General features: G+C 60.2%; 15 protein-coding genes and 1 tRNA gene. 12 read left to right on the top strand and 4 right to left on the bottom strand.

Translation table 11 applies throughout. The features are described from left to right. The first annotated feature begins 1 nt into the window (after nt 1). From serC to pyrF, 10 genes are all read left to right on the top strand, one after another. On the top strand, nt 2–1,084 hold the full coding sequence (gene serC / locus J3364_RS18885) for a 3-phosphoserine/phosphohydroxythreonine transaminase (RefSeq protein WP_349559724.1): 1,083 nt from the start codon (nt 2–4) through the stop codon (nt 1,082–1,084). 2 nt (nt 1,085–1,086) lie between these two features. After that, nucleotides 1,087–2,184, top strand: coding sequence for a prephenate dehydratase (gene pheA / locus J3364_RS18880; protein WP_349559723.1), 1,098 nt, complete (start codon nt 1,087–1,089; stop codon nt 2,182–2,184). Between the two features lie 73 nt (nt 2,185–2,257). After that, the gene (gene hisC, locus J3364_RS18875; RefSeq protein WP_349559721.1) at nt 2,258–3,376 is read left to right on the top strand and encodes a histidinol-phosphate transaminase; all 1,119 of its coding nucleotides are present in this window, start codon (nt 2,258–2,260) and stop codon (nt 3,374–3,376) included. Beyond that, nucleotides 3,369–5,621 (top strand): bifunctional prephenate dehydrogenase/3-phosphoshikimate 1-carboxyvinyltransferase, encoded by a 2,253-nt coding sequence (locus J3364_RS18870; RefSeq protein WP_349559720.1) that lies wholly within the window; start codon nt 3,369–3,371, stop codon nt 5,619–5,621. The genes hisC and J3364_RS18870 overlap by 8 nt, the downstream gene beginning before the upstream one ends. Then, nucleotides 5,618–6,292 (top strand): (d)CMP kinase, encoded by a 675-nt coding sequence (cmk, locus tag J3364_RS18865; protein WP_349559719.1) that lies wholly within the window; start codon nt 5,618–5,620, stop codon nt 6,290–6,292. Before J3364_RS18870 ends, cmk begins: the two co-directional genes overlap by 4 nt. 131 nt (nt 6,293–6,423) lie before the next feature. Continuing rightward, on the top strand, nt 6,424–8,115 hold the full coding sequence (gene rpsA, locus J3364_RS18860; protein WP_123634840.1) for a 30S ribosomal protein S1: 1,692 nt from the start codon (nt 6,424–6,426) through the stop codon (nt 8,113–8,115). Nucleotides 8,116–8,338: 223 nt separating this feature from the next. Beyond that, nucleotides 8,339–8,737 (top strand): integration host factor subunit beta, encoded by a 399-nt coding sequence (locus J3364_RS18855; protein WP_263316989.1) that lies wholly within the window; start codon nt 8,339–8,341, stop codon nt 8,735–8,737. 136 nt (nt 8,738–8,873) lie between these two features. Next, entirely contained in the window at nt 8,874–9,176 is a 303-nt protein-coding gene (locus tag J3364_RS18850; RefSeq protein WP_123634841.1) for a lipopolysaccharide assembly protein LapA domain-containing protein, read from the top strand. Next, a complete protein-coding gene (gene lapB / locus J3364_RS18845) occupies nt 9,176–10,345 on the top strand; it encodes a lipopolysaccharide assembly protein LapB (protein ID WP_349559718.1) in 1,170 nt (389 codons plus the stop codon). Before J3364_RS18850 ends, lapB begins: the two co-directional genes overlap by 1 nt. 69 nt (nt 10,346–10,414) lie before the next feature. Beyond that, entirely contained in the window at nt 10,415–11,140 is a 726-nt protein-coding gene (gene pyrF, locus J3364_RS18840) for an orotidine-5'-phosphate decarboxylase (protein ID WP_349559717.1), read from the top strand. Between the two features lie 130 nt (nt 11,141–11,270). On the opposite strand, the gene J3364_RS18835 is transcribed toward pyrF, so the two are convergent. Then, nucleotides 11,271–11,346 (bottom strand) — tRNA-Asn (locus J3364_RS18835). Nucleotides 11,347–11,450: 104 nt separating this feature from the next. Continuing rightward, the gene (locus J3364_RS18830; RefSeq protein ID WP_349559716.1) at nt 11,451–12,635 is read right to left on the bottom strand and encodes a pyridoxal phosphate-dependent aminotransferase; all 1,185 of its coding nucleotides are present in this window, start codon (nt 12,633–12,635) and stop codon (nt 11,451–11,453) included. A gap of 214 nt (nt 12,636–12,849) precedes the next feature. Between J3364_RS18830 and uvrB the strand changes: the two genes are divergently transcribed. Then, nucleotides 12,850–14,874 carry an excinuclease ABC subunit UvrB gene (gene uvrB / locus J3364_RS18825; RefSeq protein WP_349559715.1) on the top strand — a complete coding sequence of 675 codons (2,025 nt, stop codon included), beginning with the start codon at nt 12,850–12,852 and terminating at the stop codon, nt 14,872–14,874. A 13-nt stretch (nt 14,875–14,887) separates the two neighbouring features. Here uvrB and J3364_RS18820 read toward each other — a convergent pair whose 3' ends face one another. After that, nucleotides 14,888–16,015: a peptidase C39 family protein gene (locus tag J3364_RS18820; protein WP_349559714.1), complete on the bottom strand. Its 1,128-nt coding sequence runs from the start codon at nt 16,013–16,015 to the stop codon at nt 14,888–14,890. A 186-nt stretch (nt 16,016–16,201) separates the two neighbouring features. Here J3364_RS18820 and J3364_RS18815 point away from each other — a divergent pair, with 186 nt between their 5' ends. After that, nucleotides 16,202–17,710, top strand: a complete 1,509-nt coding sequence (locus tag J3364_RS18815) for a RimK family ATP-grasp domain-containing protein (RefSeq protein ID WP_349559713.1) — start codon at nt 16,202–16,204, stop codon at nt 17,708–17,710. Between the two features lie 18 nt (nt 17,711–17,728). On the opposite strand, the gene J3364_RS18810 is transcribed toward J3364_RS18815, so the two are convergent. Next, nucleotides 17,729–18,877: a cation diffusion facilitator family transporter gene (locus J3364_RS18810; protein ID WP_349559712.1), complete on the bottom strand. Its 1,149-nt coding sequence runs from the start codon at nt 18,875–18,877 to the stop codon at nt 17,729–17,731. Between the last annotated feature and the right edge of the window lie 303 nt (nt 18,878–19,180).

Below are 19,180 nucleotides of genomic sequence, written 5' to 3'. Positions count from 1 at the left end.
AATGAGCAGAGCGTATAATTTCTGTGCCGGTCCGGCGACCCTGCCGACCGAGGTGCTGCAACAGGCCCGCGAGGAAATGCTGGATTGGCGCGGCACGGGCATGTCGGTGATGGAAATGAGTCATCGCAGCGACGAGTTTGTGGCGATCGCCAAAGAGGCGGAGCAGGACCTGCGTGAACTGGCGGGCATCTCCGACGACTACGCGGTCCTGTTCATGCAGGGCGGGGCCAGCAGTCAGTTCGCGACCGTGCCGCTGAACCTCCTCGGAGACAAAACGTCGGCGGATTACATCAACACCGGGATCTGGTCCAAGAAGGCCATTGCCGAAGCCAAGCGCTTTGCTGATGTGAACGTGGCCGCCTCAAGCGAAGCCGACGGTTTTACCACCATTCCGGATCAGTCCGCCTGGCGGACCAATCCCGAGGCGGCCTACCTGCACTACACGCCGAACGAGACCATTGGCGGCCTGGAGTACGACTTCATTCCGGACAGCGGGTCGGTGCCGCTGGTGGCGGACATGTCCTCCACCATGCTGTCGCGTCCGCTGGATATTTCCCGCTTCGGGCTGATCTACGCCGGCGCCCAGAAGAACATCGGGCCGTCCGGTCTGGTGGTGGTGATCATTCGCAAGGATCTGCTGGGTCACGCCCGCGCGCAGACGCCGACCATGCTGGATTACCGGGTGATCGCCGACAACGATTCCATGTACAACACGCCGGCGACCTATTCCTGGTACCTGGCGGGACTCGTGTTCAAGTGGCTCAAGGCGCGCGGTGGCGTGCAGGCCATGGGTGAGATCAACAAGCGTAAGGCCGACAAACTCTACGGCTACATCGACGCCAGCGGCTTCTACGCCAATCCGATCGAGCCGCGCTTCCGGTCCTGGATGAACGTGCCATTCACCCTGGCGGACGACAGCCTGAACAGTGCCTTCCTGAAAGGCGCCGAAGAGCGCAACCTGCTCAATCTCAAGGGCCATCGCACCGTGGGTGGGATGCGCGCGTCGATCTACAACGCCATGCCGGAAGAGGGTATCGATGCGCTGATCGATTACATGCAAACCTTCGAGAAGGAGCGGGCCTGACCATGAGCGACGAACAGACCCGCCTGGCGGAGCTGCGCGACCGGATCGACAGCCTCGACAAGCAGATCATGGACCTGATCAGTGCGCGGGCCCAGTGTGCCCAGGAAGTGGCGCACGTCAAAATGGCATCGCGCCCCAACGAAGATGTGTTTTTCTATCGTCCGGAGCGTGAAGCCCAGGTCCTGAGGCGCATCAAGGCTGAGAATCCGGGGCCGCTGTCCGGCGAGGAAATGGCGCGTCTGTTCCGTGAAATCATGTCGGCCTGCCTGGCCCTGGAAAAGCCGATGCACATCGCGTTCCTCGGCCCGGAAGGCACCTTTACGCAGGCGGCTGCGCTCAAGCATTTCGGGCACTCGGTGATCAGCGTGCCGCTGCCGGCCATCGATGACGTGTTCCGGGAAGTTGAGTCCGGCGCGGCCCATTACGGCGTGGTGCCGGTGGAGAACTCCACCGAGGGCATGATCAATCACACCCTGGATATGTTCATCGGCTCGCCGCTCAAGATCTGCGGGGAGGTCCAGTTGCGCATCCACCACCACTTGCTGGCGGCGGAAGGCACCGATGACCAGGCGATTACCCGCATTTATTCCCACCAGCAGTCGTTCGCCCAGTGCCGTCAATGGCTCGATGCCCACTGGCATGGCGTTGAACGCGTGGCGGTGAGCAGTAACGCCGAGGCGGCCCGACGGGCTGCGAGCGAGCCGGGGGCGGCGGCGATCGCCGGCGATATGGCAGCCGAGCTGTACGGCCTGCGTAAACTGGCGGCCACGATTGAGGATCGTCCGGACAACACGACGCGCTTCCTGATTATCGGGCGTGAGGAAGTCGGGCCCAGCGGTCACGACAAGTCGTCCATCCTGGTCTCCATGCGTAATAAACCGGGCGCGCTCTATGAGCTGCTGGAACCGTTCCATCGTCACGGCCTGAGCCTGACCCGCCTGGAAACCCGGCCGTCGCCGAGCGGGACCTGGGCGTACGTCTTCTACATTGATTTCGAGGCTCATGTGGACGATCCGCAGGTCCAGACCGTGCTTGGTGAAATCGAAAATGAGGCCGTCGAACTGAAGCGCCTGGGCTCCTATCCCATCGGCGTGCTCTGATCCCCGCATTGCGAGAAGAGGGCGGGCGCCCCGTCCCGCCCGCTCCACGAACTGAAGCCTGGCAGGAGTATCCATGTCGATTGATTTCAAAGCCCTGGCGGTTCCCGGTGTCCGGGCCCTGCAGCCCTATCAACCGGGCAAGCCCATCGACGAAGTGGCGCGTGAACTGGGCCTGAAGCCAGACCAGATCATCAAGCTGGCCAGCAACGAGAATCCGCTGGGGCCAAGCCCCAGGGCGTTGGCCGCCGCCCGTGCCGCGCTGGATGACATGTGCCTGTATCCCGACGGCAATGGCTTTAACCTGAAACAGAAGCTGTCCAGCCGCCTGGATGTGGCGCCGGAACAACTGACGCTGGGCAACGGCTCCAACGACGTGCTGGAGCTCGTCATCCGGGCATTCGCGGACAGCCATTCGGAAGTGGTCTTTTCCCAGTATGCCTTTGCGGTCTATCCGATCTCCACCCAGGCGGTCGGTGCCAAAGGCGTCTCCGTCCCGGCCAGGGGTTGGGGGCACGACCTGGATGCCATGGCCGACGCCATCAACGAGCGGACTCGCATCGTCTTTGTAGCCAATCCCAATAATCCGACCGGTACGGCGGTCGGACGCGACACGCTGGTGCGATTCCTGGACAGGGTTTCGGAAAACGTGATCGTGGTTCTGGACGAGGCGTACTGCGAGTATTTCGAGGGCGATGAATTCCCGGACGGCGTGTCCCTGTTGGCCGACTACCCCAATCTGATCGTAGCCCGGACGTTCTCCAAGGCTTGGGGATTGGCTGCGCTTCGGGTTGGCTATGGGGTGTCCTCCGCGGATATCGCCGACGTGCTGAACCGGGTTCGACAGCCGTTCAACGTGGACACGGTGGCGCTGGCCGCCGCAACGGCCGTACTGGATGATGAGGAATACCTGCAGCGCTCCCGTCAGGTCAATCGGGACGGCCTGAAGCAACTGGCGGCAGGATTTGAGACACTGGGGCTGGACTATATTCCCTCCAGCGGCAATTTCATCGCCGTGGACGTTGGGCAGGACGGCCAGACCGTCTTTGAAGGTCTGCTGAAGCAGGGTGTCATCGTGCGCCCGATGGCCGGTTATGGGATGGCGCAACACCTGCGCGTCTCCGTGGGCCTGCCGGAGGAGAACGCGCGTTGTCTGGAAGCCCTGCAAACGGTGTTGGAGTCACTGAATGGCTAGACCGGAATCATCGGGCGCTGGACGGGCCCCGTTATTCCAGCGCATGGCGGTTATCGGGCTGGGGCTCATTGGAGGCTCCCTGGCCCGTGCCGTGCGCGAAAAAGGGCTAGCCGCCCGGGTGGTCGGTGCCGATCAGCGTCTCGATGACCTCAGGACAGGCGTCGAGCTGGGGGTGATCGACGAATGGGCGCCGTCTGCCGCCGAGGCGGTGCAGGGCGCCGATCTGGTGGTCATGGCCGTGCCGGTCCGGGCGATGGAGCGTGTGCTGGCCGAGATTCGCCCGCATCTGTCGGAGGGCGTGTTGCTCACGGATGTCGGCAGCACCAAGACCAGCTTTGTTCAGGCCGTCGAGTCGGTATTCGGGCGCTGGCCAGAGTGGGTGATTCCCGGTCATCCCATTGCCGGTTCGGAAAAGAGCGGTATTACCGCCGCCACGGCGGATCTGTTCGAGAACCACAAGGTCATCCTGACGCCGTCGGAGCACAGCGACACGGCCGGGCTCAAGCGCCTGGGCGACCTGTGGGCCGGCTGCGGGGCCACCGTACTGACGATGCCGGTGGCGCGTCATGACGAGGTGCTGGCTGCCACCAGTCATCTGCCGCACCTGATTGCGTTCTCCCTGGTCGATACGCTGGCCGGCGAAAGCGATAATCTCGATATTTTCCGTTACGCGGCGGGGGGGTTCCGTGACTTTACCCGGATTGCCTCCAGTGATCCGATCATGTGGCACGATATCTTCCTCTCCAATCGGGAAGCGGTGCTCAACGTCATCGACCACTTTACCGCGGACCTGGCGGGGCTGCGTGAGGCCATCGATACCGGGGACGGCCGGAAACTGCTTCAGGTATTCAGTCGCGCCAAGGCGGCGCGCGATCATTTTTCCAAAATGCTCTCAGGACAGGCTTACGTGACAACCATGTGTCAGAAACAGGTAACGTTCAAACTCCAGCCCGGCGGCAGCGTCCAGGGCGATATCCGGGTTCCCGGTGACAAATCCATGTCGCACCGCTCCATCATGCTGGGCGCGTTGGCCGATGGCGTGACGGAAGTGGATGGCTTCCTGGAAGGGGAAGACAGTCTGGCGACGCTGCAGGCGTTTCGCGATATGGGCGTCACCATCGAAGGGCCGGACAACGGCCACGTCCGCATTCATGGCGTGGGTCTGCATGGCCTGCAGGCGCCGCGGGGACCGCTGTACCTGGGTAACTCCGGAACCGCGATGCGGTTGTTTGCCGGCCTGCTAGCGGGCCAGGCGTTCGATACCGAGCTGACCGGAGACGAAAGCCTGTCCAAGCGCCCGATGGGCCGTGTGGCGGATCCGCTGCGCGAGATGGGGGCGGTGATCGAGACCGCAGAAGGCGGGCGCCCACCGCTGAAGATTCGCGGTGGTCAGACTTTGAGAGGTATCCAGTACACCATGCCGATGGCCAGCGCTCAGGTAAAATCCTGTCTGCTGCTGGCCGGCCTGTACGCGGAAGGGGAGACGGCCGTTACCGAGCCGGCGCCCACCCGTGACCACACCGAGCGTATGCTGCAGGGCTTCGGTTACCCGGTTTCCCGCGATGGGGCGACTGCCCGGGTCAGCAGTGGTGGCAAGCTGACCGGCGGTCATATTGACGTGCCGGCGGACATTTCGTCGGCGGCCTTCTTTCTGGTGGCGGCGTCCATCACGCCGGGTGCAGACCTGACGCTGCGTCACGTGGGCATTAACCCGACCCGTGTGGGTGTGCTGAATATCCTGCGTCAGATGGGCGCGGATATTACGGTCGAGAACGAGCGCGAAGTCGGTGGCGAGCCTGTCGCCGACCTGCGAGTCCGTCATGCGCCGCTCAAGGGCATCGCCATTCCGGAAGATCAGGTGCCGCTGGCCATCGATGAATTCCCGGTCCTGTTTATTGCGGCGGTTTGCGCGGAAGGGCAGACCGTGCTCACCGGTGCTGAAGAGCTTCGGGTCAAGGAAAGTGACCGTATCCAGGTGATGGCCGATGGCTTGGCCCAGTTGGGTGTGCAAACCACCGTAACTGAAGACGGTATTGTCATTGACGGCGGTCAGACTATGGCTTCAGGCACCGTGAACAGTCACGGCGATCACCGGATTGCGATGGCTTTCTCGGTTGCTTCGCTACGGGCCGAGGGTGAAATCACCATCACCGATTGCGCCAACGTCGCCACGTCTTTTCCGAATTTCCGCGAGCTGGCGGCATCCGTGGGTATCCAGCTGAGTGTCGAGGAGAGTGGTTCATGACGGATGTTCCGGTCATTGCCATCGACGGTCCCAGTGGCTCCGGCAAAGGGACCGTCACGCAAATGCTGGCGCGTCGGTTGGGGTATCACCTGCTCGACAGCGGTGCGCTGTACCGCTTGACAGCGTTGGCGGCGCAGCGTCAGGGTGTTGCCTATGACGATGTTGATGGGTTGGTCCGGGTTGCCGGATCGCTCGACGTGGCATTTCAGCCGACACCGCCGGGCGAGCCCGCCCGCGTGCTGCTCGATGGTCAGGACGTGACCGCTGAAATCCGCACCGAGACCTGTGGCGACAATGCGTCGAAGGTGGCGGTGATTCAGCCGGTGCGGGATGCGCTTCTGCAGCGCCAGCGTGATTTCTGCCAGCCGCCCGGACTGGTGGCCGATGGCCGCGACATGGGAACGGTGGTTTTTCCGGATGCGCCGGTCAAGATTTTCCTCACGGCAAGCGCCGAGGAACGGGCCCGGAGACGCTATCAACAGTTGCTGGATGCGGGTGTCGATGTTAGTATTGACGCCCTTTTAGACGAGATACGGGCACGTGACGACCGGGATATGAACCGGGCGAGTGCTCCGCTTAGACCCGCCGATGATGCGCAAGTCATTGACTCGACGGGATTAAGCATAGAAGAGGTGCTGGGGAAGGTAATGGCTGTAGCAGGCCAGGCCTGACCGCACCCTTTTGTCGTTGGAAGCTGGAAATCTGTGTAGTACGCCAGCCTTTGGCAGGTTTTTAGCAAATTTGAACAGACCGTGTTGCTGGTAGCACGGAGAACACTTGCGTTGATCACATAGGACACATAATGAGCGAGAGCTTTGCGGATCTTTTTGAAGAAAGCCTGAAAGAAATTGACATGCAACCGGGTTCCATTGTCCAGGGAACCGTGGTTGATATCGACAACGACTGGGTCACTGTTAACGCAGGCCTGAAGTCGGAAGGCGCGATTCCTGCCAGCCAGTTCCTGAATGACAAGGGCGAGCTGGAAATCCAGATTGGTGACGTTGTCGATGTGGCTCTCGACGCGGTAGAAGACGGCTTCGGTGCAACCCGTCTGTCTCGCGAGAAGGCCAAACGTGCTGAGGCCTGGAAAGTTCTCGAGAAGAGCTTTGAGGCTGAAGAAGTTGTTAAAGGTGTGATCAACGGCAAGGTCAAAGGCGGCTTCACAGTCGACCTGAGCGGCATCCGTGCCTTCCTGCCGGGCTCCCTGGTTGACGTTCGTCCGGTCCGCGATACTGCGCACCTGGAGAACAAAGAGCTCGAGTTCAAGGTGATCAAGCTGGACCAGAAGCGCAACAACGTGGTTGTTTCCCGTCGTGCGGTTCTGGAAGCTGAAAACAGTGCCGAGCGTGAAGCGCTGCTGGAAACCCTGACCGAAGGTCTGGAAATCAAGGGTATCGTCAAGAACCTGACCGACTACGGCGCGTTCGTGGATCTGGGCGGTGTTGACGGTCTGCTGCACATCACCGATATGGCCTGGAAGCGCATCAAGCATCCGAGCGAAATTGTGAATGTGGGCGACGAGATCAACGTCAAGGTCCTGAAGTTCGACCGCGAGCGTAACCGCGTTTCCCTGGGTCTGAAGCAACTGGGCGAAGATCCCTGGGTCGACATCAAGGGTCGTTATCCGGAAGGTTCCAAGGTCAACGCACGCGTGACCAACCTGACCGATTACGGCTGCTTCGCGGAGCTGGAAGAAGGTGTTGAAGGTCTGGTTCACGTGTCCGAAATGGACTGGACCAACAAGAACATCCATCCGTCCAAGGTCGTTCAGGTCGGTGACGAAGTTGAAGTGATGATTCTGGATATCGACGAAGAGCGTCGTCGTATCTCCCTGGGCATCAAGCAGTGCATGTCCAACCCGTGGGAAGACTTCTCCAGCAACTTCAACAAGGGCGACCGCATCACTGGCAAGATCAAGTCGATCACCGACTTCGGTATCTTCATTGGTCTGGACGGCGGCATCGACGGTCTGGTTCACCTGTCCGACATCAGCTGGAACGAGCCGGGTGAAGAAGCGGTTCGTCAGTACAAGAAGGGCGACGAAGTTGAAACCGTCATCCTGTCTGTTGATCCGGAGCGTGAGCGTATCTCCCTGGGCATCAAGCAGCTGGAAAGCGATCCGTTTGCCGAGTTCGTTCAGCTGAACGACAAGGGCTCCATCGTCAAGGGCACCGTGACTGCCATTGACGCGAAGTCTGCGACGGTTGCGCTGAACGACGAAGTTGAGGCTGTCTTGAAGGCGTCTGAAATCAGCCGTGACCGCGTTGAAGACGCGCGCAACGTGCTGAACGAAGGCGACGAAGTGGAAGCCAAGATCATCAGCATCGATCGTAAGAATCGCGTCATCAACCTGTCCGTGAAGTCCAAGGACGTTGAAGACGACAAGGCTGCGCTGCAGAGCGTTCGCGAGAAGTCTGCTGAAACCTCGGGCGCCACCACCATCGGTGACCTGATCAAAGAGCAGATGCAGCAGCAGAATGCCAACAAGGAATAATTGGCAGATTTGCTGAAATGTAAAAAAACGGGCTGTAACAGCCCGTTTTTTTTGTCTTTTTTTTGGGTTTAGCTAAACTACTGGCAAGGGGGATGGCTGAAGGTTTCCGGTAAGTCCCCGAAGTTAGGGAATCTCTTTGGATCACGCCGGTATTTAGATGGGCTGATACGGACTCTGGGTTGTTCGTTTTGCTGCCAGCCGATGGATCCGGGAGAGGTGTGTCATGACCACGAGCCAGCTTGCAGGGGCTTGGCGCGCCACCGAGGAACAAGTCAGTGCTTTCTCAGGGGCTGATTTCGCGATAAGAATCAGAAGGAATGATCGCATGACAAAGTCTGAACTGGTTGAGCTGATCGCTTCCAAACAGACACAACTGTCCGTGAAAGATGTCGAGCTTGCTGTCAAAACCATCATCGAGCACATGTCCCAGTCGCTGGCCGAAGGGCAGCGTATTGAGATTCGGGGTTTCGGTAGCTTTTCTCTCCATCATCGGGCAGCACGAACCGGACGTAATCCCAAAACCGGCGAAGCGGTAAAACTTCCTGCCAAGCATGTTCCGCATTTCAAGCCAGGCAAGGAATTGCGCGAACAAGTCAACGACAGCATGAAAAGCGGTTACTGAGGCGGGTTCTGTCATAGGTGATCGAGCGCAGCGCGACAGGGCGCGCCTGCGCGTATTCCGGGCATTCCGGGGATTTCCTGTGCTACCATGATCAGCCCCACCGCAACGGACGCTAACCATTCGGGAGCCGTTATCTATGGCCTGGCTGCAAAAGGTTATTATTGGCCTTGTCGTGATCTTTCTGATCCTGGCTGCCTTAGTCTTTTCCCTGAATAATCAGGTTTCAGTTTCACTCAACTTTCTGTTTTTCGAAACCGCCGCCTACGGGATCGCTTTTTGGCTGATCCTGGCCTTTGTGGCCGGCGGCATCATTGGCATGTTGTTGACCTCCCTGGCCATGATCCGCACGTCCGTCAGTAAACGGCATTTGCAAAAGAAGCTGGCGCAGACCGAAAAGCAGCTTGAGAAAGCCAGGTTGGAAGCCGGTCGGAACCCCTGATGGACACAGTGCTTCATTGGCTGCTCCTCGTTGTTGCCGTTGCGGCAGGCTGGTTCATGGGGCGTTGGGGTCGTCATGACGGCGCCGGCGGACCGCGGATGGACGATGAGGAAGCGGTCCGGGATCGCCTGCAGTTCCTGTTCACCAATTATTCCGATGAAGCCATCGAGAACTTCGTCCAGTCACTGGCGGTCAATCGCGAGACGGTCAGTCTGCATCTGTCTGTAGGGGCGCATTTCCGCCTGAAGGGCGAAACCGAACGAGCGATCGTCATCCACCAGAACCTCCTCGCCCGGCCCGAACTGCCCACCCGTTATTCGCCCCAGGTCACCTACGAACTTGCCATGGACTACATGACCGCCGGTCTGCTGGATCGGGCGGAGTCCCTGTTTCACCAGTTGCTGGGCAGTCGGGACTATAGCCGTCAGGCCGCGGACCAGCTGATTGAGCTCTATCAGCAGGAGCGCGAGTGGGATAAGGCCAGGCAAGTGGCCAGCACGCTGACGGTTGGCTATCCGGAAGACGAATTGAAAAAACGGCTGGCCTACCTGACCTGCGAACTGGCGGAGGATGCCCTGCGCCAGGATGACCGCTGGGGCGCCCAGAAGCTGGTCAAGGATGCGCTTGAGCAGGATAAGACCTGTGTGCGGGCCAGCTTCCTGCAAGCCGATATTCACCGTCGCCAGGGAAATTTGTCGGAAGTCAGCCAGTCCCTGTTCCGGGTGTTCGACCAGAATCCGTCTTTCGGGCCGGAAGCCATCGACCGCCTGATGAAGCAAGCCCGGGAGAAAGGGGATGTGGCCCGTCTCGGGCGTCGACTGCGCAAGCTGTACGAAAGCTGGCCGAGCACCAGTTTGCTGCTGGCGCTGGTGGAGTCGGTCGAGCGCAGTAATGGCCGGCTGGCTGCCATCAACCTGTTGCGCGAGGAGCTGGAAATCCGACCGAGTCTCAAGGGGTTGCTGCGCCTGGTGGAAATGGCGGGCTATGAGAAGGGGATGACCACCGACGAGGGCCGCCTGGTCAGCCGGATGGGGCAGATGCTGTTATCCAATCGGCCGATTTACCGCTGTATTAACTGTGGTTTTGAGGGGCGCCAGCTGCATTGGCTTTGTCCCAGCTGCAAACGGTGGGAAAAAGTCCAGCCCATCCAGGGTGTGGAAGCGGAATAACGTTTGAATATGCGGGCGATCCGGGGTGGTTGACCGATCGTCTGCCGTATGAATTTATGAGGCGCATGTATGCAGGATCGTAAAACTGAATTGGGGCCGCGGATTGTCGTAGCGCTTGATTTTGCCGACCAGTCAGAGGCGCTGTCCCTGGTGGATTCGCTGGACCCCGCGCTGTGCCGCCTCAAAGTGGGCAAGGAAATGTTCACCCGTTTCGGGCCGGCCCTGGTTAAGGAGTTGCATAATCGCGGCTTCGAGGTGTTTTTAGACCTCAAGTTCCACGATATCCCCAATACCACGTCCGCTGCCGTGGCGGCGGCGGCCGATCTTGGTGTGTGGATGGTGAACGTGCACGCTTCCGGAGGTGAAACCATGATGGCCGCCTGTCGTGAGCGACTGGAAAGCTATGGGGCCGATCGCCCGTTGCTGATTGCGGTCACGGTGCTGACCAGCATGACCGCCGATGACCTGAAAGGTCTGGGTATCGCCGAGTCGCCGGAGGCGCACGTGTCGCGCCTGGCAGCCATGACCTATAACGCGGGTCTGGATGGCGTTGTGTGCTCCGCTCAGGAGGCTTCTGTGCTTCGCTCTGAGCAGGGTGAGCGTTTCCGCCTGATTACCCCGGGCATCCGACCGACGTTTGCCGCCCAGGGCGACCAGAAGCGGATCATGACCCCTTCCGATGCATTGCGCGCTGGCAGTGATTATCTGGTGATCGGTCGGCCGATTACCCAGGCCGGCGACCCGCTGGCGGCCCTGGAGGAGATTCAGGCAGAGATTCGGCTGGCCGAAGAGTAGGGTTCAAGCCGGTAGCCGCCATTCAAGCGCCTCGGAGTGATCCGGGGCGTTTTTGTTGGTGGCTTTTAGGGGCGGGCTGTGAATTTTGCGCACAAAAAAAGCCGCTGGGATCAGCGGCTTTTCGAAATAGTGGCTCCCCGAGCTGGGCTCGAACCAGCGACAAACGGATTAACAGTCCGTTGCTCTACCAACTGAGCTATCGGGGAACGTCGTCAGTGACGAGGCGCGTATATTACGGTGGCGCCCCATCACCGTCAACCCCCTAATCAATAAACCTTTTATGTTTTCTCACGGGGTTGATGGAACCGGCCTAGCCCAGCACTTTTTTCAGGCGCTCGACCGCCTTCTGCAGGTTTTCCATGCTCGTGGCGAAGCTCAGTCGCATATGGCCCGGTGCTCCGAAGGCGGAGCCAGGAACCAGCGCCACGCCGGCTTCCTTGAGCAGCACTTCGGCCAGCTCCACGTCGGTCGATACGTCGTCACGAGCGTCGATGGCGCCCTGGAAGCTCGGGAACACATAGAAAGTGCCGTCGCCTTTCAGGCACTCAACGCCGTTGATGCCGTTCAGCGCATCAACCAGATAGTCGTGGCGTTCCTTGAAGGCTTTGACCATTTCGCCCACGCATTCCTGCGGACCTTCCAGTGCGGCCTGGGCGGCAGCCTGGGAAATGGAGCAGGGGTTGGACGTGCTCTGGGACTGGATTTTCTTCATGGAGCCGATGATCTTGGCCGGACCGGCGGCATAGCCGATGCGCCAGCCGGTCATGGAGTAGGCCTTGGAGACGCCGTTCAGGACGAACGTGCGATCGTACAGTTCCGGGGTGGCGTTCAGGATGTTGCAGAATGGCTGACCGGTCCACAGGATCGGTTCGTACATGTCGTCGGTTGCGATCATCACCTGAGGATGCTTTTTCAGGACCTCGCCAATCGCCTTCAGCTCATCCAGGCTGTAGGCCATGCCACTCGGGTTGGACGGGCTGTTCAGCACAAACAGGCGAGTCTTGTCCGTGATGGCCTCTTCCAGCTGTGGGGCGGTAATCTTGAAGCGGCTCTCGGCAGAGGTTTCCAGAATGACCGGCTTGCCCTCGGCCACCAGTACCATATCCGGGTAGGAGACCCAGTAGGGCGCCGGGATAATCGCTTCGTCTCCCGGGTTCAGTGTGGCCAGGGCGAGGTTGAAGAAACTCTGTTTGCCACCACTTGATACCAGTATCTGGTTGGCTTCGTACTCAAGACCGTTATCGCGCTTGAACTTCTCGATAATCGCCTTTTTCAGACCCGGCGTACCGTCGACTGCGGTGTACTTGGTCTGACCGCCCTTGATGGCTTCAATGGCAGCGGCCTTGATGTGTTCTGGCGTATCGAAGTCAGGCTCACCGGCGCCGAGGCCGATAATATCCTGGCCCGCCGCACGCAGTTCCGCGGCCTTATTGGTGACGGCCAGGGTCGGTGAGGGCTTGATCGCTTGTACACGGCTCGAGAGTTGAAGGTCCAAACTAGCGCTCCTTAAGATGCGTCATGAGTGGCCGCCCGGAAGTCGGGCCGAGGCAAATCGGCATCGATGGCCGGGGAAGCCGGAAAAAATGCAAAACGCTGTGATGTTACCATGAAGGTTTCATCAGTATAAGCTGGCACACAGACTCTGCAGTGTCGGCTACCTGAAAATCATCGCACACTGCGACCGACTGTAAAGGGGGCACAGACGCCACATGTTCAAGGTTCAATCGGCTTACCAGCCTGCAGGCGATCAGCCCACAGCCATTGAGGGTCTGGTCGACGGGATTGAATCCGGCCTGGCCCACCAGACCCTCCTGGGGGTGACGGGGTCGGGCAAGACGTTCACCATCGCCAACGTGGTGGAGCGCATCCAGCGGCCGACCATCGTCATGGCCCATAACAAGACGCTGGCGGCACAGCTATACGGGGAGTTCAAGGAGTTCTTCCCGGAGAACGCCGTCGAGTATTTCGTCTCCTACTACGACTATTATCAGCCGGAAGCCTACGTGCCCTCGTCGGACACCTTCATCGAGAAGGACGCGTCCATCAACGAGCACATCGAGCAGATGCGACTGTCGGCGACCAAGGCCCTGCTGGAGCGGGATGACGCCATCATTGTGGCCACCGTGTCCTCGATCTACGGTCTGGGCGATCCCCAGTCCTATCTGAAGATGATGCTGCACCTGGATCGGGGCGATCCGATCGACCAGCGGTTTATCCTGCGCCGCCTGGCCGAGTTGCAGTACACGCGCAACGACGTGGAATTCCATCGAGCCAACTACCGGGTGCGCGGTGACGTGATCGATGTGTTCCCGGCGGAATCCGAGAAGGAAGCCATCCGCATCGAGCTGTTCGACGACGAGGTGGAAAACCTGAGCTACTTCGATCCGCTGACCGGTGAAATGCTGCGTCGGGTGCCTCGGGTGACCATCTATCCCAAGAGTCACTACGTCACGCCGCGTCAGGTGGTGCTGGACGCGGTCGAGAACATCAAGGTGGAGCTGGATCAACGGCTCAAGCAACTGCGTGACAACAATAAGCTGCTGGAGGCCCAGCGTCTGGAGGAGCGGACCCGCTACGACATTGAGATGATGTTGGAGCTGGGCTACTGCAACGGCATCGAGAACTACTCCCGCTATCTGTCCGGACGCCAGCCCGGCGAGGCGCCACCAACCCTGTTCGATTACCTGCCGCCCAACGCGCTGCTGGTGGTGGACGAATCCCACGTGACCATTCCCCAGATCGGCGCTATGTACAAAGGGGACCGCTCACGCAAGGAAACCCTGGTGGAATACGGCTTCCGCCTGCCGTCGGCCCTGGATAACCGGCCCATGCGGTTCGACGAATGGGAGCGGATTGCGCCCCAGATGATCTTCGTCTCGGCTACGCCCGCCGACTACGAGGCCAATCATGCCGGCCAGGTGGTCGAGCAGGTGGTGCGGCCGACCGGTCTGCTGGATCCGGAAATCGAAGTGCGGCCGGCGTCGACCCAGGTAGACGATCTGCTGTCGGAAATCCGCAAGCGGGTCGGGGCTGATGAGCGGGTCCTGGTCACCACGCTCACCAAGCGCATGGCCGAGGACCTGACGGACTTCCTGCAGGAGCACGACATCCGCGTGCGTTACCTGCATTCCGACATCGATACCGTGGAGCGGGTGGAGATCATCCGTGACCTGCGCCGGGGCGAGTTCGACGTGCTGGTGGGGATCAACCTGTTACGGGAAGGCCTGGACATGCCGGAAGTGTCTCTGGTCGCGATTTTGGATTCGGACAAGGAAGGCTTCCTGCGGTCCGAACGCTCACTGATCCAGACCATCGGCCGGGCGGCGCGGAACGTCCACGGCAAGGCGATTCTCTACGGCGACAAGATCACCGGGTCAATGCAGCGGGCGATCGATGAAACCGGTCGCCGTCGCGAGAAACAGCAGGCGCACAACGAAGCCCATGGGATCACGCCGCAGGGTCTGAAGAAGAACATCTCCGACATCATGGAAGGGGCCCATAACGGGGCACCGGGACGTCGACGCGGAAGCGAGCGTCCGGGACAGAAAGCCGCCGAGGAAGCGGAAGAGTACCGCGTGGTGGCCCACGGCAAGTCGCCGGAAGAACTGCTCAAGGAGATCACCAAGCTGGAAGACGAGATGTACAAGGCCGCCGCCGACCTGGATTTCGAGCGGGCAGCGCGGCTGCGTGACGACATCGCGTCGCTCAAGGAAGCGTCGATCCGGACCGCCTGAAGCGGTCCGGGGCTTAATCTGAAACGTCGGGGGTCCGTTTCGGCCCGATAATCACGACAGCCTGCAAACGCTGCCGATGACCGTAGCTGGCCATCTTCTCGAACACGGCCCGGTCCACCGGCAGGTATTGCTTGTCGGCGATGGTCTCGCCTTCGGCCACATCCACTTCCGGGTCGTGCAGGTAGACGAACTGGTTGTCCATGGCACAGACGGTCACCCAGTGAGGGACCCGGCTGCGATTGAGCTGCCAGGTGCTGACCAGGATGACCGGAATGTCGCCGCGGGCCAGGGCGTCTTCGATGACATCGACGGTGATCGGCTCGTTATGCAGCTCGATATCGGTCAGCGCCATGTCGTGGATAAAGCCCTCATGGACCAGTTCCAGCACCCGCTTCTTCTCCTCGCTGCGCACCGTGTCCTTGAACAGCGCCCCTTCCTTGCTCACATAGGCGGTCACGGCAAATCCGCGATGCCACGCTGCCAGTGCCAGTCCGTGAGGACCGCAGCCGCCGTGGCCGGCCAGCATAAAAATGGTGGTGGCCTCGCGCCAGATCCGCAGTTCCTCGAGGGTGGTGAGACGCCGGTCCGGGCACTTGGCGGCCATGGCCATCATCAGCGCGGCCGGCCCGCAGGTGAAGTCGGTGGTCTGCGGATAATAAGGCACCGGTCGCACCGCGTCCGACGGTTCGAAAAACAGGATACGGCGCTCGAAACGCAGCGCGTTGCCGTGATCCTCATAGTAGTCCCGGTAGGTGCCGAACTGCCGGTAACCCAGGCGGCGGTACAGGCGGATCGCGCCATGATTGTCCTCGCGCACTTCCAATCGCATGATGATCCGGTCGGCCTCGACGGCAACGGCTTCGCTTTCCCGGACCAGTTTTTCGCCCAGACCCTGGCCCCGCGCCTCATCCGCAACGGCAATGGAATAGATGCGCGCCAGTCGCGTGGCCTTGTGCATCAGCACCAGGCTGTAGCCCACCAGTCGACCGTCAGCGTCGGCGACCAGGACCCGGTCCCGGGGCATTTCCAGGAAACGGCGGAAGCTGCGGCGGGAGAGCCGGTCCTCCGAAAAACAGCGATTTTCCAGGTCAACCAGGGCATCCAGGTCGTCCGGGAGGGCGCGGCGAATCAATACGTGCATGGCCAGTCCTGTAACAGCGTTCGATAAGGCCGGGGGCGTCATTTACGAAGTGCCGGCGTGAACTATTATGGGTGGTGTTGGCAGACTGCGAAAGGTGCGTGAAATCCGCTATAAGCCGATGATTGTGCGGGTTCATCAGCCAGCGTATTGTCGCGTTTTCGAGGCCGTTTCAGGAAGGAAGCCGGTATGACTCGTTTGATGATTGTGGTGGATCGTGACCGTGACTGGGCGCCGTACTATCCCAGTTCCGATGTGATGACGTTCGACCAGTATGTCCAGTTCTCTGGGAACACCAACCAGCGGGTGCGGGTGATCAACCTGTGCCAGAGTGCCCGTTACCTCAGCCGGGGTTACTACTGCTCGCTGCTGGCGGAGGCCCGCGGTCATAATGTGGTGCCGTCAGTGATGACGCTGAACGACCTCAGGCGCAAGGACCTGTTCTCGCTGGAACTGCAGGAGCTGGATCCTGGCGTGATCCACTGGCTGGATGATGCCGCCACCGCCGAGTCAGTCCCCACATCCGAGAACGCACGGGAAGCGGTGCGTCAGGTCAAGGTGCGGACCTTCTTTGGCAAGGCCGAGCATGAGGCCCTCAAGCCGGTCGCGCGGGCGCTGTTCGAGCGCTTTCCGTGCCCGATCCTGGAGGTGGTGTTCCGCTATCGCAAGACCTGGCAGATCGAGTCCATGAAGCCGGCCTCGCCGGCCGATCTGACCGAGTCCGAACAGGATGTTTTTGCCGGCGCCCTGGATCGCTTCAGCAGCGCGTTGTGGCGCAAGCCCCGGTCGCGCCGGCAGTATCGCTACGATCTGGCGATGCTGGTGGATCCGGAGGAAAAGCTGCCGCCGAGCGATGCCAAGGCGTTGCAGTATTTCATCAAGGCTGGCAAGAAGCTGGGCATTCATGTGGAGCCCATCACCCGCAAGGATTACATGCGGCTGCCGGAATACGACGGCCTGTTTATCCGGGAGACCACGTCGATCGACCATCACACCTACCGCTTTGCCCGCAAGGCTGAAGCCGAAGGCATGGTTGTCATTGATGACCCGGTGTCGATCCTGCGTTGCACCAACAAGGTGTTCCTGGCGGATCTGTTGAAGAACAACAAGATCCCCACGCCGCGTACGTTGATCCTGTCCAAGGACCAGAAGGACAGCGTCGAGCAGGCGATCGAACACCTGGGTTTTCCCATGGTGGTCAAGATCCCGGACGGTGCCTTTTCCCGCGGAGTCATGCGTGCCGAGAACGAGGCACAACTGAAGGAGGCGCTCAAGACGCTGTTCCGGCAATCGGCCCTGGTGTTGGCCCAGGAATACCTGTACACGGATTACGACTGGCGGATCGGCGTGCTGGGCGGGCGTGCCATCTTTGCCTGCAAGTACTACATGGTGAAAGGTCACTGGCAGATCTACAGCCATGGCGACAACCAGCAGTTCGACAGCGGTGACTTCGATACGCTGCCGACCTATGAAGTGCCGAAGAGCGTCATCCAGGCTGCGCTGAATGCGACCCGGCTAATCGGTAATGGTCTTTACGGGGTGGACATCAAGCAGTCCGGCAATCGCGTGGCGGTCATCGAGGTGAACGACAACCCCAACATCGATGCCGATGTGGAGGACCGCTTCCTCGGTGGCGAACTCTATACCCTGGTGATGCAGGAATTTCTGTCGCGCATGGAAGAGCGGCGCCGGGCCTGACAACCTCGGCGTTTCCGTTTAACGCATCGGCTGCCAGATCCGGATGTTGCCCAGCCAGTCCAGACGGGACGCCGCCTCGCGGAGTTGTTCGGTGGATACCGGGGCGGTCAGGCTGTCGGGATTGTGGACGTAGACCTCCACCGACACGTGATCGCCGAGGTAATGCAGCCGCAGGCTGCGCAGGGTCTCCGGCTCGAGCTTGTCCTGCCAAACCCCTTCCAGGGCACGGATGACCTCGCTGCGTGTGGGCAGGCCGGATTCCGTGGGCTCAGCGCCCGCATCGTTCTCCGCATCGATATGGAAGACGACATCGGTGATGTCCGGGTGGGCATCGCGGATCCGTTGGGTCACCTTGACGCCGATTTCATGGCCCTCCGACACGCTGATGACCGGGCTGACAAGCAGGTGCAGGTCGACCAGGACATCGCCGCCCATGCGCCGGCTGCGTAAGTCATGCACGTTACGCACGCCTTCGGTGGCCCGGGCAATGTTATGAATTTCCCGGGTCTGACTGTTGTCCAGTGCGGTGTCGACCAGTTCCTTCACGCTGTTCCAGGTGAGATGCCAGCCGACGTGACCGATGATGACTGAAACGCCGATCGCTGCCAGGGCATCCAGCCAGGCCACTCCGGTCATGGCACCGGCAGCGCCTACCAGGACCACAATGGATGAAAACGCATCGGTCCGGCTGTGCCAGGCGTTGGCGATGATCAGGTCCGAGCGAATCGCTTCGCCCACGTGCCGGGTATACCGGTAGATCCACTCTTTGCCGACGATCGACAGGGCTGCTGCCACCAGCACAGGCCAGCCGGGCAGGGCGACGTCGGCCGGCTCCCACAGCATCCGCTGCAGACTGTCCCAGGCCAGGGCGCCGGCCAGGCCGACCAGAAACGTGCCCAGAATCATGGTTCCAAGGGTTTCGAAGCGCTGATGGCCATACGGGTGGTCCGAGTCGGGCGCTTGCCGGGCCGTCCGCATTAACCCGAGAACAAGAAGATCGGACGCCACGTCGGAGAAGGAGTGGATGCCATCGATGACCAGAGCCTGGGAGTGGAACAATACGCCGATGATGCATTTGGCGGCGCCCAGAATGGCGTCAAGAATCATTCCTATCACGGTGACTCGCGTGGCCGCCTGCTGCTCCTGCTTCAACTTGATGTCTGTCATTCCCCAACACGTTCCTTTGGGCCGATTTTTGCTGTCAGCCTGATTGTCTTATGCACAAACCGGCGAATCAGTGAACAATTTTTGAAATTGTTTCAGATGCCCATGCACCGGCGTGATGCATCTTTAAGCTATTGAAAATATTGAATAAAATAGTTGATCAAAAAATGATCAATTTGTAGATGGGCCCATCTCCCAAGGCTTCCGAAAATCTGCACGCGGATTTTCAACAGAGTTATCCACAGATTCCGTGGAAAAGGTCACAAGAGCTTAACCATACAGTCATTTAGCGGTCATGTATGCATG

This window comes from Marinobacter sp. NFXS9, from assembly GCF_040148665.1.
Taxonomy (GTDB): Bacteria; Pseudomonadota; Gammaproteobacteria; order Pseudomonadales; family Oleiphilaceae; genus Marinobacter_A; species Marinobacter_A mangrovi.
The sequence above is the reverse complement of the archived record's forward strand: the minus strand, read 5'-3'. Positions and strand labels throughout refer to the sequence as shown.